Raw genomic sequence first — 16,344 nt, 5'->3', positions numbered from 1 at the left:
GAGCAAGTGGTGGTGAGAGCTTGTGTAATGAAACAGATTGAATGGACTCATGAGTGGAAGCTGAAGTATAGTATGCGACACGGGTTCTCCCGTTACAGAGATCAAATATCGGACGATAAAGTCCCGTATTGTAGAGATGTAGTTTTTTTGTGCTACAAAAGAGGTGGCAACGCGGATATATTCGCCCTCTATATACTGAATAGGTATGTAGAGGGCTTTTTTGATGCTTATTCTAATACAGAGTTTTATGAATAATATTCACATACTAATACTTTCGTGTTTTAAATAAATAAAATACAGGAGGAATTACGATGAAAAATCAAGATGGTTATTTTGGAGAATTTGGAGGAGCTTATGTTCCAGAAGATTTAGGTAAGGTACTCAAAGATGTAGAGCGAGCATTTTTATACTATATTAAAGACGAGGATTTTTTAAGAGAATTAGAATATTATCAAAAAGATTATATTGGAAGAGCTAATCCACTATATTATGCTAAAAATCTGAGTGAAAATGCAGGTGGAGCAAAGATTTATCTTAAAAGAGAAGACTTAAATCATACAGGGGCACATAAAATAAATAATGCTATAGGGCAAGTACTGTTAGCTAAAAAAATGGGCAAAAAGAGGATTATAGCAGAAACAGGAGCAGGGCAACATGGTGTTGCAACAGCTACGGCTTGTGCACTATTTGATATAGAGTGTACTGTGTACATGGGAGAAGTCGATATGAAAAGACAAAGTTTGAATGTGTTCAGAATGGAGCTGCTGGGCGCTAAAGTAATACCTGCGACAAAAGGAAGAAAAACACTCAAAGATGCTGTTGATGCTGCACTTGATGATTTTGTAAAAAACAGTGAGGATACATTTTATGTGCTAGGGTCAGCAGTAGGACCTCATCCATATCCTATTATGGTTAGAGAGTTTCAAAGTGTTATAGGAGAAGAGGCTAGAAAACAAATACTTGAAAAAGAGGGTAGATTGCCAGATTATATAGTAGCATGTGTAGGAGGAGGAAGCAATGCAATAGGATTATTTAATCCATTTTATGATGATAAACAAGTTAAAATAGTGGGAGTAGAACCAGCTGGTTTAGGATTAGATACAAACGAACATGCAGCATCAATTAGCAAAGGTACAACAGGTATCATTCATGGGTTTAAGTGTTATACAATACAAGATAAAAATGGAGATGATTTACCGGTACATTCAATAGCAGCAGGGCTAGATTATCCAGGAGTTGGGCCAGAGCATTGTTATTATAAGAAAACCAGCAGAGCAGAATATGTTGCAATAACAGACGAAGAAGCATTAGAGGCATTTAGCCTATTAAGCAGAACAGAAGGAATAATACCAGCATTAGAAAGTTCTCATGCAATAGCGTATGGAGTCAAACTAGCTAAAAAACTACCAAAAGATAAAGTGATCATAGTAAACCTATCTGGTAGAGGGGACAAAGATGCTATACAGGTCAAAGAGATATTTAATAGTAGAAGGTAGTTGTTTAGATGATATAAATTTATAGTCACTAGCTAACACATTAATAATATTTAGTGGAGAAAAAGACATATAAATTCCTATTGACAAAAATTAGTTTATATAGTAATATGTACCTATTACAAATTATTATTTATAATTTTTATATTATTCTATATAAATTATATTGGAATTAAAATCGGCTAGAGTTAGGAGTGACGACTCCTAGTTTATATTAATATATTTATATAACTAGCAAATTGAATATTCATTAAAAATTTAAGTAGGAGGGTAATTATGAAAAAGACTTTAGGAAAAAGCAATATGAGCGATAGTTTTAATGCATACCATAAGGCTGCTTGTACTATATGTGGAGGTTATTGTACTGTTGGTTGTACTCCAGGTATGGGGGAAATGTGGGATTATGAAAAATCGGTAAGACCATCACAGAGAGCTGAATTTCCTTCACAATAAGTTAAATATAATATGCTTCAGCATCTGCTTTTGCAGATGTTGAAGTTATTAAATAGGAGTATATTAAAATAATATAATATTATTGATTAATATTAGATAATAAGGAGATAAGGTCATACAACATAAATATATTGTAAAACACAGGTTAAGATGTTTTTACTGAAAATTGACGTTGAGACTAGGAATTATATTGTACAAACACAAAAAGTCATTGCATAGTTAATGATACAATAGAATGTTTAATATAAATCAATATGAATACAATTGCCAAGCACATAAGTAACTATGTGCTTTAGAACCGGCAAATTTTTATATATTATTTAGTTTTAGTGTAGATTTTGCATGTATTTTAGATAGTTTTGAAAAAATTTGGTTAACTGTTTTCTTTAACATAATCTCAAATCGAGTCGTAACAATATTAGAAAATAGTAGAATACATAAAGAATCAATATATAGAAGAAAACAGAAAAGCGACTATTTTACTATAGGGAAGTTTTCAGGTGCTTTAGCATCAAATCTAGTCCTCCTGCTTTTAGCAGGTGGTAATTAATTTTTATCATAAAAATTTTAAAAGTAAATCAAGATAATTAAGGTTTAATATGACTAGAAAAACCGCACGTTACTAAGTTACTCAACCGGTTAATATAAAAAAGTAAAAAGGGGGAAAACATAAATGTATATGTATAAAGCCTTTAAATCACCATATAACTATTATGTTTATGATGCAAATAAAAATATTATCATGAAGATTAATAAAACAGAGTATGAAGTATTAGAACGTATTTATAATGGTAATGTCTTGGATGGAGATATGGATATATTGAAAGCATTCCAAAGAAATGGGTTATGTAAAAAGACTAATGTTACAGAAATTAGACATCCTGAAGAGCCCAACCTTAGCCATTATTTTGATAATATGCTTACACGATTATATTTACAATTAACTCAAAACTGTAATCTTCGATGTGAATATTGTGCATATTCAGGGCTATATGAAAATAGAAACCACTCAAATAAAGTAATGTCGTATGATGTTGCGAAAATGGCTGTAGACTATTTTGTAGAACACTCTAAAGACTTGCCTAGGTGTGATATAGGATTCTATGGTGGAGAACCATTTTTAGAATTTAAATTAATGAAAGATATAGTTAAATATATAAAATCTAATTATCCTGAGAAGAATATTACCTATACTGTAACCACAAATGGAACGTTATTAACATTAGAAGTTATAGAATTTTTGGTTAATAATGACTTTTCATTATTAATAAGTCTTGATGGACACAAAGATTGTCAAGATTCAAAACGAAAATTCGTTAACGGAAAAGGGACATTTGATACTATTATAAAAAATTTAAGAACAATTCAAAACAAGTATCCAAATTATTTTTCAAAAGTACTTATAAATTCAGTTGTAGCTCCTGAATCAGATTTTGCATGTATTACAGAGTTTTTTTCAGCTGATGAAGTTGTAAAAGATTTAGGTGTTATAAGTGGAATTGTGTCTGATAATTATATTAGTGATAAAATGTATTATCCAGATAAGTATTTTATGGTGCAGAGGTTTGAAACATTTAAGGCGATGCTTTGGAGCATAGGTAAAATAGATTTAGAAAAAGTTTCAAAGATTTTTGTTAGATGGAGAGGTCAGATAGCAGACAAATATAGATTATTAAGGCATCTTGGACAACTGCAGTCATGTCATCATCCTGGTGGTCCATGTATACCAGGAAAACATAGGTTATTTCTTGATACAGACGGAAATTTCTTTCCATGTGAGAAAGTGAGTGAGAAGTCAAAGGTAATGAAAATCGGGACATTACAAAATGGTATTGATCTTGAAAAAGTAAAAGCTATGATAAATGTTGCACAATGTACGAAAGAAGAGTGTATGAATTGCTGGTGTTTTAGTTTATGTGCCCAATGTGCAAGTAATGCAGACGATTTAACAGAAAATTTTTCAAAAGAAAAGCGTTTATCTAGGTGTGAATTAATCAAAAATTTCATTATTGAAGATTTTTTAGACATTTGTTATCTTAAAGAAAATGGGTTTAACTTTGAGGAAGGAGTTATTGAGATATGAAAAAAAATATGATGATATACCCTTTTGGCCCACAAACAACACCTATAGTTAGATATATAGATATGTTAGAAACAGTAGTTGTACAACCTGTTGCTAGCAAAAGTTGGAGTTTTTGTGAAGTCGATATAGAAAATTTTGATGGAGGAAGTTCTCAAATTAAATCTATTTCATATGATTTCGAAGATTCTTTTGATAAATGTGATTTAATATATGTTCCTTACGAAAATAATATTTTAACATTGAAAGACTATAAAACATTAATTGATAGAATAGTAGAATCAGAAAAGCATGCAATAATATCACATGATTTAGAGAAGAAATTAAATTACAACTTGTCTAATTTCGAGAATATAGATATTTACGATTTTGATGATACGGAAATAGAGTTTAAATTTGAACAGATAGTGCCAATTAGTATACCTGTTATTTTAGTAATGGGTGATGGAATAAACTGCAATAAATTTGAAATTCAATTGACATTAAGGAAGTTTTTTCAGGATAAAGGATATTCAGTATGTCAATTTGGAACAAAAGAATATAGTAGATTATTTGGATTCAAGTCACTTCCAAGGTTTATATTTGGTTCCAAAAGTTTAAAAAATAAAATAATTAGGTTAAATTATACAATTTATAGAGAGGTTATGAGAGAGAAAGCTGATATAGTTATAGTTGGAGTTCCTGGAGGAGTATTGCCAATAAGTAAAGAACATCCTGGAGATTTTGGGGAGTTTGCATACATGATAACCAATGCAGTAAAACCAGATATAACGATAAGAAGTCTTTATTATAATAATTATCCAAGTGAATTTTTTAAAAAAGATAGATTAATGTGTAAGTATAGACTAAATAGTGAAGTTGAGTATTACAATATTTCAAATACAAAATTAGTTTTTCCTTATGATAGATACAGTGAATTAGATTATTTGACTATAAAAAGCAATAATATAGTAAACTATGTAACATCTCAAAATGATAAAACTGATGGGTATAAATGTTTTAATGTATTAGAAGAAAATAATTTAGCAGACGCTTACAATCAAATTTTAAGTCAGCTAATTGGAAATCAGGTAGTTATATAATAGTAAAGGAGAAATTATAATGAAAAATAAAGATTATATAGAAAAAAAAATTAGAATAATAATAAAAGAAATATGTAAGAGAGATATTGAGCAATTAAGTTCAAATATCTTTATTTATCCAATAAGTATGTCAAGTCGTGAGTTGGCTTATATCTTTGTTGAAATCGAAAAAGAATTTAATGTTGACTTAAATCTACTTGTGGAGGAGTATAAAAATCACACAATTGCAGGGCTTATAAATGCTGTAATAAGTGTTCAAAGTTCTCTTACAGAGTGTGTATAACTTAATATTATCTTTCTAAAAGGATGGGAAAAAGGATGAGATTTCTAAATGTTGCTTTTATAGATGATGGAATAAATGAAGAAGGTATATCGTTAGATGGAAAGTATACATTTTATCATTATGTACTCGATAAAAAAAAGATTGCTGAATCTAGAGAATCTATCAAAAATAAAGAATCTCATGGAACGCTTTGTGCCAAAATGTTTACCGGCTTTGCGCCAATATGTAATATTCATGATATTAAAATACCTACTACAAGAAAGGATAATATGAAATCAGAGGATATTAATATAGCCTTAAAATGGTGTATTAATAATGATATTCAAATTATCTCAATGAGTTTAGGTATATTATCAATGCTTAATATATCTCACCTTAAACATAGTATAAGAGAATTAACGAAACAAGGAACAATAATTGTTGCAACTTCTAGCAACACTAATAAGGTGACCTATCCTGCATCTTTTCCAGATGTCATAGGTATTAGGTATGATAGAGATGGACTATTAAATGATGGAGAGTATTATTATTTACAAAATCCTATTGATGGAATTAATGTAATTACTTCTCTTCCTAAAAAACATCCACTCAATTATTATGAGGAATTATATGAAAATAAAAATTTTATGACAAATAGTTTTGCAGCTCCATATATTGCTTCAAAAATTTGCTCTTATTTAAACGAGGGAATGAGTATGAAAGTAATCAGGAAAGCACTAGAAAATAATTCCAAGAGGTTTCCGAGTAATCAAATTTATAAATATTATGAGAGCTGCATTGTAAATTACAAGGAAGAAAGGTTAATTGATATTCCAATAGTAGCAGTTTTGGCAAATGAAAAAGCCGAAGGTGCTATTTACGAGGAATTATATAAAATCTTTCAAGCTAATGGATATTTGTGTGGTCTTATAAATGATGATGATGACATAACTGAAATTAAATTTTCTAAAAAATGGGCTAGTGAGTATAGTATTTCAATAAACCAATTAATAACTTTGATTATCAATAACACCATAATGGATATATTATTAATCACAATAGCTGAAGAGGAATTGGACGAACTATTATCTTCAAAGTTAGTGGATATTATTTTAAAACCGAAATCATTATCAATAATCTCAGAACTAGATACAATAAATTATTCCATGAATTATAATATAAAAAAAATCTTTAAGAAAATAGTAAATATATTTAATAACTAAAAAATACAATACATGTCCAATTAGTAAGTAGATGTAAAAGTAACGTGAGAATAAATTTATCAGTTCATTAAACTGCCTTTCAGTCAGAGAAATAATTTAACATAGTGACATAATCAAAATAAAATCATTTGTGATGTTCTTGATTAATCACAAGTATCATAGTAGATACAATCCTTTGACTACTTATTTTCTTATCTGTAACTAGAGAATTATAGTTTGATTAAAGGTAGCAATGACTTATTGAAAACTTTAGATGTAGTATTACAGTAAATCTAATCTAGTTGAGGCATGATTATCTGTAAACGATAGACCGTAATTAAAATAAGTAGTTCGTATACATTTAGCGATTGTTAAAGATATACTCAAAAATAAATGAAGCCATAAAATGAAAATAAATTCCATTGAAGATCCTCAGTAGAAAGTAATACTACTTTTTACAAAATCTAAAAAAATAATAAAATATAGGTTTTAACATTTTAATAAATACGTAGTTTTATGTTATAATTTTCATAGTATGACTACCAACTTCAGAGTACTATTCAATAAAATTTATATACTAAAATTTTCAGAACCAAAGTTATTAAGAGGTGAATTGAATGGATTATAAAACAATTAATATAGTAATTATATTTGTGATAATTTTATCATTATGTGGATGCTCCTTATCACAAGAGAGTGTTTATGATGAATTATCAAAGGAGATAAAATCCAATAAAAAGAGTAATGACAATATAACTTTAACAGGAGAACTAAATAAAGAAAAAAATTTAAGTGGAACATTAACAATAACAACATTATTGGACGATTATATAAATATACATGCCAAGAATTTCATGAAACTACATCCTGATGTAAAAATTATTTTCAAAACGTCTGACGAAAATCAATTTGAAACGTTAGAAATGTATTCTAATAGAGTTTCTGTAGAACTAATGAGTGGAACAGCAAGTGATGTTGTAGATTTAGCCAATTTAGATATAAATCGCTATGCTAAAAGTGAATTACTATGCAATTTATACGAGTTTATGAATGATGATACTAGTTTCAATAAATCAGATTATTATGATAATATATTTAAAGCTATGGAGTATGAGAATGCTCTTTATGCAATACCTTTTGTATTTTGTTATGATATGGTGTATGTGAGTAAACCTATAGTCAATAAAATGAATATCAACATCAAAAAAAATTTAGATGGAATTAATTATATTACTATGTTAGATATTTTTAAGAAAGTAAAAAAAGAGTACAAAACACCGCAAGAATTTGAGTTAATGCCAGGAGCAGTAAAAGAAATATTTTTTAAACATGAGTGTGTAGAATTTTATGATACAGGAAAAGGAACTTGCTTTTTTGACAGTGAGAAATTCTTACAATTTTTGAATCTTACAAATTCAATAAAAACAAAATATAATCCTAAAGATCAGAGTGGATGGAATATGATACGTGTATATGATGGAAATGATGATTTTATGAAATCTAAATTTTTGTTTTCAAAATTTGAATCTAATGCAATTGATTTATATAATATGATGATAGTTTATGAAAATATACTTGGTCCCATTCCATTTATAAATTCTAAGAACAATGCAACTTTTGAGACATTTTCATCCACATACGGTATACCGAAGAACAGTAAAAATAAAAAACTTGCTTGGGAGTTTATAAAATACTGTATATCTGCAAAAGAAATAACGGAATTTGAGAGTAATGAAGAAGAGTATGAATATTTTATGATGTATCAAGGTTGGATACCTATAAACATAGAAAACTTTTATAGTTCTTTTAGATTTAATTTTAAAAAAGAAATAAAACGACTCGCTGGAAATGATATTAAATGGAAAAAAGGTAAAAGAGACGAATTAATAAATAATATTCTAGATCAAATTCACAAGTGGAATTTAGGTAGGAACAAATTAGTTTTAGACTTTGATTTATGGACATTGTTAATAAATGAATTGAAAAATTATTATTATTATAACTTATCAACAGATAAAGAAACAGCAAAAATAATCCAAAATAAAGTATCAACATATTTGAATGAGTGAAATAGGTGATTTTAATGAGGAAATCTGCCATAGTATTAAGTGTAGCGTTTATAATAACATTAGTTTTTGCAACTATTTATTCAATTAACTACAAAAAAAATCAATTACCAACAGTTAATATTGACATTCCTTATAGTGGCTTATTAAAATCTAAGCATTATGATTGTATTTTACCAGTAGGGGCTCTGTACACTGATGCTGATAATAGGAATTATATATTATTAGTAATTGAGAAAAATGGAGCTTGGGGAAAAGAGTATGTTTGTGAACTTAAGTACATATCTGTAATAGAAAATTCTGGCACACATGTTGCTTTAAAAGTAAATAAGATGATAGAGAACCCAGTTGTTGTATCAAGTGATCAACCAATATTTAATGGTAGTGAAGTGAAAATAAAGAAGGAGCGACTAAATGAAAAATAGAAAGCCTAATTTATTATTTTTTATAATACCTAGCTTGTGTGGACTTTTGATTTTTTATTTGTTACCTTTTATATTATCATTTTATTATACTTTAATAAACAATATGGTAGAGAAAAAATTTATTGGTTTAGCAAATTTTGTAGATATCTTGGAAAATCCAATGTTTAGAAGAGGGTTAAGAAATCAAAGTTTATTTATTGCTGTTGCTGTTCCTACATGTCTTACCTTAGCATTAATATTTGTACTACAATTAAAAAAGTTGAAGACACGACAGTGGATTATACTTCTAATATCTTTTATTCCTTTTATTATTCCATCAGGAACTATAGTGTACTTTTGGAAATGTATATTTGATGTAAATGGACTACTAAATAAAATTTTGTATATATTAAATATCCCTATTATTGATTGGTATAATAGTAGATGGGTAATGGTTTTTGTTGTAATTATGTTTATCTGGAAAAACATAGGCATCACTGCAATGTTATTGTATGTAGGACTTAACTCTATACCTAAAGAATATTATGAGATAGCAGATATAGAGGGAATGAGTAATTTTCAAAAATTTACCAAGATTACATTAGTGTATCTTTCACCAGTTTTTTTTATAGCAGTACTTTTATTAATTTATAACTCATTTAAGATATTTAAAGAGGTCTTTTTATTGTTTGGTAGTTACCCATGTGAAAAAATATATATGTTACAACATTTTATGAATAACCAATTTTTCTCTCTCAATTTGCAAAAATTGACATCGGCTTCATTTATTTTATTTTTACTTATGGGAATTATTGTTTGCATATTATTTTTTTTACAAAAAAAATATTCAGATTTATTTAGCACCATAAATTTTGATGTAGAATATAAAGGTACGCGTAGTAAAAAAAAGAATTATTCTGCAAGGGGATTTTCATATATAATAACATTTTTAATAGTGCTTCCAATAATATTTATAATTTCAAACTCTTTTATGAGTAGTTCTGAAATTATAAACAGATATACTAGTGATATTACACTAGATAATATCAAAGATATTGCGGTAAACAGTATGCATTTTGTACGTATGGGATTTATACCTGATAATCCAACATTAGCAGAATATTTCAAGCTATTATTTAGAAGTCCTGAATATTTAAGATTATATTGGAACTCTATCATTTTGGTTGTACCTATTTTAGTTGGGCAATGTATTATTTCACCTTTGTGTGCTTATGGTTTTGAACAAAGCAAGTTAAAATATAAAGAAGTTTTGTTTTTTATATACATAATTATAATGTTAATGCCTTTTCAGGTTCTTTTAGTACCAAATTATCTTGTATCAAATTGGCTGGGTTTCAATAATACGTATCTTGCAATTATCCTACCTGCTATATTTAATCCTATTGGTGTGTTTATCATACGTTTACAGATAAAGGGTTTTCCAAAAGAATGTATAGAAGCAGCACAAAATGATGGAGCGACACATTTTCAAATATTTAGATATATATTACTTCCTAATATAAAATCATCAATAACTATATTATCGTTAATAATATTTGCAGAATATTGGAATATCATAGATCAAGCTATTATTTTTATTAAAAATACATATTCTCAGCCGCTGTCAATATATATGGCACAGATAGTTCAAAAAGATTTAGGAATGTTTTTTGCTACATCTTGCTTTTATTTAATTCCTGTGTTTATTTTGTTATTTATAGAAAAGAAGTATTTGTTTAATGAAATAATAAAAAATAAATTGTAACGCTTGAGTATAGTAATCGACTTTTAGAGTTAGCTAGGGTTTTAATAAAGATAAATAACAAAATTATAGTTTTTTGTCTATAGTTTATTTGGCAAAGAGCTTTTTTATAGTATAAAATTTAGTCGTAATTTAATTTCAATAAATATTTGAGGATTGAGTGAAGAGAAGGTTCTTATATATGATTATTGCAGTGATTGAAAATAGAGTATATAATTTATTTCATAGGTAGATTATAGTAGGATGATTGTGTTTGGTTTATATGTATATTTATTGATTGTTTAATTTACAACCAACAGATATATATATAATTTATAATGAATGATTTAACTCAATAGATATGTTTAAGTTAATGCAGAATGGAGTGATAAAGTGGAAATCCAGAACAATGATATATATGATTTTTATAATAATATTGATGAAGATAAAAGATTAAAGAGAACAAAAGTAAATAGAATAGAATTTCTAACAACTACTTATTTTTTAGACAAAATATTAAAACCGCATTCTAGAATATTGGACGCCTGTGCAGGAGCTGGGATTTATGCTTATTACTTAGCAGAAAAAGGGCATAAAGTGACTGCAGGAGATTTAATACAAAAAAATGTGGATGTAATGAAAAGTATTCAAGAAAAAAGTAATTTATTTGAGAATGTATATAAAGGGAGTATTTTAGATTTATCTCAATTTGAAGACTGTAGTTTTGATATGGTTTTAAACTTAGGTTCATTTTATCATTTAATTGATGGGAACGAAAGAAAGCAATCAATTAAAGAAAGCTTAAGAGTATTAAAACCAAACGGTATATACGCTATGTCGTATATAAATAGATATGCAAATATCATAAAATATAGAGAAATGTTTGTAGAGGATTTTACATTACTAAATGAGTATTTAGAAAAAGGGTTTCATGAAAAAAATAAAATTTTCTATGCATCTAACCCAGAAGAAGTTGAAGCTCTTCTAAAACAACATGGCATACAAAAGATACATAATATTGCAACGGATGGAATGAAGTTTATAATAAGAGATACAGTGAATGAATTAAGCGATACAGATTTTGAAAAATGGATGAATTTGCACTACAAAACATGTGAAGATAAGAGTATACTTGGGACAAGCGAGCATGGCTTGCTTATTGGAAGAAAACTATAACATACTATTTATAGTTGATATAGTTATTGTGTGTTTTACTTGACAGACTCAAAAAGACAGCACTTTTAATAAAGTTGCTGTCTTAAAATACTATTTTCCACAACATTTTTTATACTTTTTACCACTACCACAAGGGCAAGGTTCGTTACGTCCTATTTTTTTCCCTTTTACTACAGTTTGAGTTTTATTGTAGTCTTTTTTGATTTGCTTTCTAGTTGCTTCGTCTAATATATTAGCCCAATGCTCTATATCATATAACCATGGTGCTTTAGCAGCTAGCATATTGTAATATAGTTTTTCAAAATCAATATTTAGCGATATAGATGATTCTTCTGTTAAAGAATCTAAATCCAATTCCTCAGTAAGGCTAGAGTTAATACCATCTAAGAAGCCTAAAAATGTAACAGTATCAAGGTCATATTTTTTCGCTAATTCAGAAACAGTACCTTCTATTTTATTTTGTTTATTTTCTAATATGTTTTCATATACTGTCTGTTCTTCTAATAAGTAGCCTTTCCAGAACTCTGTAGATGCTTGTTCTGATCTATCTTTATTAGCAAGTTCTGTCCATTGCTTAAACAAAGTCATAAAGTTCATCCTTTCCTATTCTTAATCCTTTGTAATTATATCACAATTATTATGTCTATGCCACAGGCGTTTTATTACATTATTAAGGGATGCCTTATTAGACACCCCTTTAATACATATGAAATTTAATTTATCTCATAGCATTTCTTTTGCTATTAAATTCTTCTTGTATTTCATGAAGTCTTCTAGTACCGTCAATACGTTTTTCTTTCATTTCATTTTGTATTTGTCTAGTCTCATCAATACCTTGCATTATAGTTTGCCAAGTTTTTTCTAGAGTTTCAATTTGTACAGCTCCACTAGAAGCTAATTGAGCCGTAAGCTTAGATTGCATTGCTGTGTTTTGAGCATTTCTAAGCAACAATTCATTAGTTTTCTCATCTAACGCTGCCATAGCTTTAGCTTGAACAGCTTGACGTCTAAGAGTTATAGCTTGAGTTAAGCATTGCTTAAATATAGGCATTGTTATGATAAATGCTGAGTTGATTTTTCTTATAAGATTATAGTTACCCTTTTGTATTAACTTGATTTGTGGCATTGTTTGTAGTGCAACATTTTTAGCAAGCTCTAAATCGTATATTCTTTGATCTAGCATCTCTAGAATCTGATTAGCATTAGATAAATTTATTTGATCTATTTGATCTGTAGATGTTGATGCTTTTTGTTGCAACTGTGGTATTACTGTGTTTGCAAAATTATTCTTTACACTATTACCTGCTAGTATATGCTTTTCTAATAGCTCATAATAATCCATATTTTTAACAAACATCTCTTGTAGCATGTTATTTGCTTGATTGATTTCTACTTCATATTCTTTAAGTTGTACATAAACCTTGTCGACTTCCCCACCCATAGTATGGTACTTGCTAAACAATGCTTCTATTGAGTTCTTAGCTTTGTTAAATAGTTTCTGAAAAAGCCCTGGTTTCTTCTCTTCGAAGTCTTTGATGTCGAATTTGTCCATTATTTTATTTAATTGAACTAATAGAGTACCTGAATCTTCAACCTTTGATGTTTCCATTGAAGCTAATATTTTGTCTGCAAAACTTGAAATCTCTTGAGCGGTATTTTGACCAAAAGTCATCACAGAATCCACATTAGATACGTCTATTTGTCTTGCTAGAGCAACTACTTCAGGTGAATTTTGCAACTTAATAGCAACTTCGTTTTTAGTTTTCTCAAGACTAAACTCTTGATTTTGTTGATCCATTACGTTTTGATTGTTCATTATTTTCATCCCCCTACTTAAGGTCTACCAAAAAGAGAAGACCAAAATGATTTTTTGTTTGATTTATTATTTAAATTGGGCAATTGTAAATCGAATTGTACCTTTTGCAATTTGTGTATATCATAGTATTTCGACTTTATAGCATTTTCAATATTATTATATCCTGTTGGAGTTAAAATTAGTATATCAAATCCAAATAAATTCAGAAAAGATAAAACTGCTATATCTTGGTCGTTAAACATGCTTTCGTTATTGTCATATATCACTATTTTAGGTACTTTAAATGGATAATCAAAATTTTGTATAAGATTGAGTATTTGTTTATCCATAGTCAAAATACTAATTATGATTTTGAGTTTATAGTCCTTATTTATTTCATTTTTAAAGATTGGCAGTACAAATAGTTGATTAATCTTATGAACTATTAGCTCCTGCAAATGAGTTCTTAAATATGAGAACTTATATAATGGGCTAGAAAAGAGTTTGTCTTTATCTACAAAACCTTCAGAGTCTAATATATAAGCACATTTATATAATGATTCTCTAGTGTACTGAGTAGTAGTGAATGGGAGGTTACTATAAAAAATTGTGTTTTCACTATTTTTAAATGTAGATACATCGTTCCAATATATACTAATATCTTCGTAAACTCCACTAATTTTCACAAATAAGTTTGGAATATATACTGTTTTATTTTCAACCTTGAATCCAGTACGCATTCTAGCTTCTTCTCTCCAAAGTAATTTTACTTCATCTATAGTAGTCTTTAAAGTAAGCGGTTTAGTCTCATAGCTTTCAAACTGCCAAGGTTTATATATCCCATCAGTTTCTGTATAGATTATATCTGATAATTCATTTGAAGCTTTAAAAGCAGTAGTTTCTGTTCTTATCAAAACTTCTTCTTCTGGGAAACTTTTGAGAGTTTTTTTATCAGCAAATTCTATTAGGTACGAGTATTTACAGTCTGGGTCTATAGAGTTAAATGCACTATCGTTTTCTGTGTTTATATACATTATATCAAAACCAAGTTTAGATAACATCAAGAGGAAATAAGCTTCATGTTGCTTGATATTGCCATAATATATGACTTTAGGATTAAACGTAGTTCCTTTAATATTAGTGGCGTCAAATTTTGATGCAAGCTTCACTCCGTATTCATCTAACCATAATAACTGTTTCATAACAAAATTCTTTAGTTTCTGTATGGTTATAGCGCCTTCGTTTGCAAGATAGACCTTAAGCATTTCACTAAGAGCATTGATAAAAGAATTAGCAATAGTTTTATTATTGTTTGCTTGAAATGCACCGCATGCATATAAATTGTCAATGATTACAGATGAATTAACAGTATTAGAATCTATCGTCGTCCATACATCTTTACATTTATCAACAAGACTAGGTTTATTTGTAAGTGGTACGTTATTTTCAAATTTAATATAGCTGTAGTTGCCGTTTGATAGTTTTTTATTGAGTCTATAAAGTTTATTATAGTAACTATCTACATTAGTGTCTATCCCAATATATCTGTAAAAATAAACAGGAATTATAGGGCTATTACCTCCTATAAAACCGCTTCTCTCACTCAAGGGTTTTGTAAATTCATCAAGTAAATCATGTGCGGTCTTAGGTTTAGTATTTATCTTGTCAGCTGTGCTAATATCTATTCGTTTTATTCTCCTAGTGTTAATAGTAGGAGTTGAAGAAACTTTACTTACAGGTTGTCTTTGAGTAGCTACAGGTCTATTCGTTTTAGAGCTAACAGGTTTCTTACTAAAAGTTCTTAATGGTTTCTTTAGAGGAAATTCTAGTTTTCTAGAGAAAATTCCATTTTTATCTATAACACTAAAATCAGAGTCAGTCATTGAATTAATATAAAGTATATCTATACCTATTTGTGATAAAAATATTAAAAAGTATATTTCGTGCTTTTTTATATCACCATAATACATGACCTTGGGATTGTTATTTTCTATATTAATTGTTTTAAATAACTTTGGTAAATAACCCTCAATCCAAGACAATATCTTTAATGAAAAGTTTTTTATCTTTGTTGGATTGATGACATGTTCATTGTTTATATATAGTGACAATATATTTTCAAGAGATGATTTAATAGCCTCTGTTAGCAATGCATTGCTAAAACTAGGTAATACTTTAGTTGAAATTAAAGTATTAGTAATACTCATAGGGCTGTAGTTGCCAGAGTTTAAACTGTTCCAGATATTTTGAGTTTTAGCTACCAACATCTGACTAATTGCTTTTACAGGGATATGATCAATAAATCTTTCATATCCACTCATGCTACTAGAAAGTTTACTATCAACGCTATCAATATCATCGTAGTATTTTTTTTCATTGTTGTTTATACCTATGTACCTATAAAAATATATAGGGTAAATAGGAGTTTTACCAGAAGCAAAACCTAATCTTTGTTTTATAGGTTTTTGTAAATCTTCTAATGGGTTATTAGATTTGGTTATAATAACTTTAAAGGATTTACGTGTATTAATCATATTAAATACCTACCTTCTATATAAATTAGTTAGTTAGGGATTATTTGTGAGTATTT

The 16,344-nt window shown here is 28.2% G+C and carries 13 protein-coding genes and 1 other annotated feature (1 of these 14 cut by a window edge); of the genes, 10 read left to right on the top strand and 3 right to left on the bottom strand.

What is annotated here, in order from left to right; all coding sequences use genetic code 11:
• Positions 1-192, top strand: a binding site (T-box leader) (it extends 46 nt beyond the left edge of the window).
• Between the two features lie 119 nt (positions 193-311).
• The 10 genes from trpB to P3X86_RS15085 all read left to right on the top strand — a co-directional run bounded on the left by trpB (position 312) and on the right by P3X86_RS15085 (position 11,959).
• Positions 312-1,496 (top strand): tryptophan synthase subunit beta, encoded by a 1,185-nt coding sequence (gene trpB / locus P3X86_RS15130; protein ID WP_483293552.1) that lies wholly within the window; start codon positions 312-314, stop codon positions 1,494-1,496.
• Between the two features lie 273 nt (positions 1,497-1,769).
• Complete coding sequence (locus tag P3X86_RS15125; RefSeq protein ID WP_483293551.1) at positions 1,770-1,946, top strand: hypothetical protein; 177 nt, start codon at positions 1,770-1,772, stop codon at positions 1,944-1,946.
• Positions 1,947-2,619: 673 nt separating this feature from the next.
• A complete protein-coding gene (gene ccpM, locus P3X86_RS15120; protein ID WP_483293550.1) occupies positions 2,620-4,029 on the top strand; it encodes a Cys-rich peptide radical SAM maturase CcpM in 1,410 nt (469 codons plus the stop codon).
• Positions 4,026-5,108, top strand: coding sequence for a TIGR04066 family peptide maturation system protein (locus tag P3X86_RS15115; RefSeq protein WP_483293549.1), 1,083 nt, complete (start codon positions 4,026-4,028; stop codon positions 5,106-5,108). The genes ccpM and P3X86_RS15115 overlap by 4 nt, the downstream gene beginning before the upstream one ends.
• Before the next feature lie 19 nt (positions 5,109-5,127).
• A complete protein-coding gene (locus P3X86_RS15110) occupies positions 5,128-5,391 on the top strand; it encodes a hypothetical protein (RefSeq protein WP_483293548.1) in 264 nt (87 codons plus the stop codon).
• Between the two features lie 35 nt (positions 5,392-5,426).
• Positions 5,427-6,593: a S8 family serine peptidase gene (locus P3X86_RS15105; protein WP_483293547.1), complete on the top strand. Its 1,167-nt coding sequence runs from the start codon at positions 5,427-5,429 to the stop codon at positions 6,591-6,593.
• 596 nt (positions 6,594-7,189) lie between these two features.
• Entirely contained in the window at positions 7,190-8,641 is a 1,452-nt protein-coding gene (locus P3X86_RS15100; protein ID WP_483293546.1) for an ABC transporter substrate-binding protein, read from the top strand.
• A gap of 14 nt (positions 8,642-8,655) precedes the next feature.
• Positions 8,656-9,063 carry a hypothetical protein gene (locus P3X86_RS15095; RefSeq protein WP_483293545.1) on the top strand — a complete coding sequence of 136 codons (408 nt, stop codon included), beginning with the start codon at positions 8,656-8,658 and terminating at the stop codon, positions 9,061-9,063.
• The gene (locus P3X86_RS15090; RefSeq protein ID WP_483293544.1) at positions 9,053-10,807 is read left to right on the top strand and encodes an ABC transporter permease; all 1,755 of its coding nucleotides are present in this window, start codon (positions 9,053-9,055) and stop codon (positions 10,805-10,807) included. The genes P3X86_RS15095 and P3X86_RS15090 overlap by 11 nt, the downstream gene beginning before the upstream one ends.
• A 369-nt stretch (positions 10,808-11,176) precedes the next feature.
• Positions 11,177-11,959, top strand: a complete 783-nt coding sequence (locus P3X86_RS15085) for a class I SAM-dependent methyltransferase (RefSeq protein WP_483293543.1) — start codon at positions 11,177-11,179, stop codon at positions 11,957-11,959.
• A 90-nt stretch (positions 11,960-12,049) separates the two neighbouring features.
• On the opposite strand, the gene P3X86_RS15080 is transcribed toward P3X86_RS15085, so the two are convergent.
• The 3 genes from P3X86_RS15080 to P3X86_RS15070 form a co-directional block, all read right to left on the bottom strand.
• On the bottom strand, positions 12,050-12,547 hold the full coding sequence (locus tag P3X86_RS15080) for an SEC-C metal-binding domain-containing protein (protein ID WP_483293542.1): 498 nt from the start codon (positions 12,545-12,547) through the stop codon (positions 12,050-12,052).
• Positions 12,548-12,677: 130 nt separating this feature from the next.
• Positions 12,678-13,775: a toxic anion resistance protein gene (locus P3X86_RS15075; protein ID WP_483293541.1), complete on the bottom strand. Its 1,098-nt coding sequence runs from the start codon at positions 13,773-13,775 to the stop codon at positions 12,678-12,680.
• Positions 13,776-13,792: 17 nt separating this feature from the next.
• Positions 13,793-16,288: a YceG family protein gene (locus P3X86_RS15070; protein ID WP_483293540.1), complete on the bottom strand. Its 2,496-nt coding sequence runs from the start codon at positions 16,286-16,288 to the stop codon at positions 13,793-13,795.
• Positions 16,289-16,344 lie beyond the last annotated feature (56 nt).

Source organism: Abyssisolibacter sp. ZYX002 (assembly GCF_056892235.1).
This window is presented reverse-complemented; position numbering and strand designations above follow the sequence as displayed.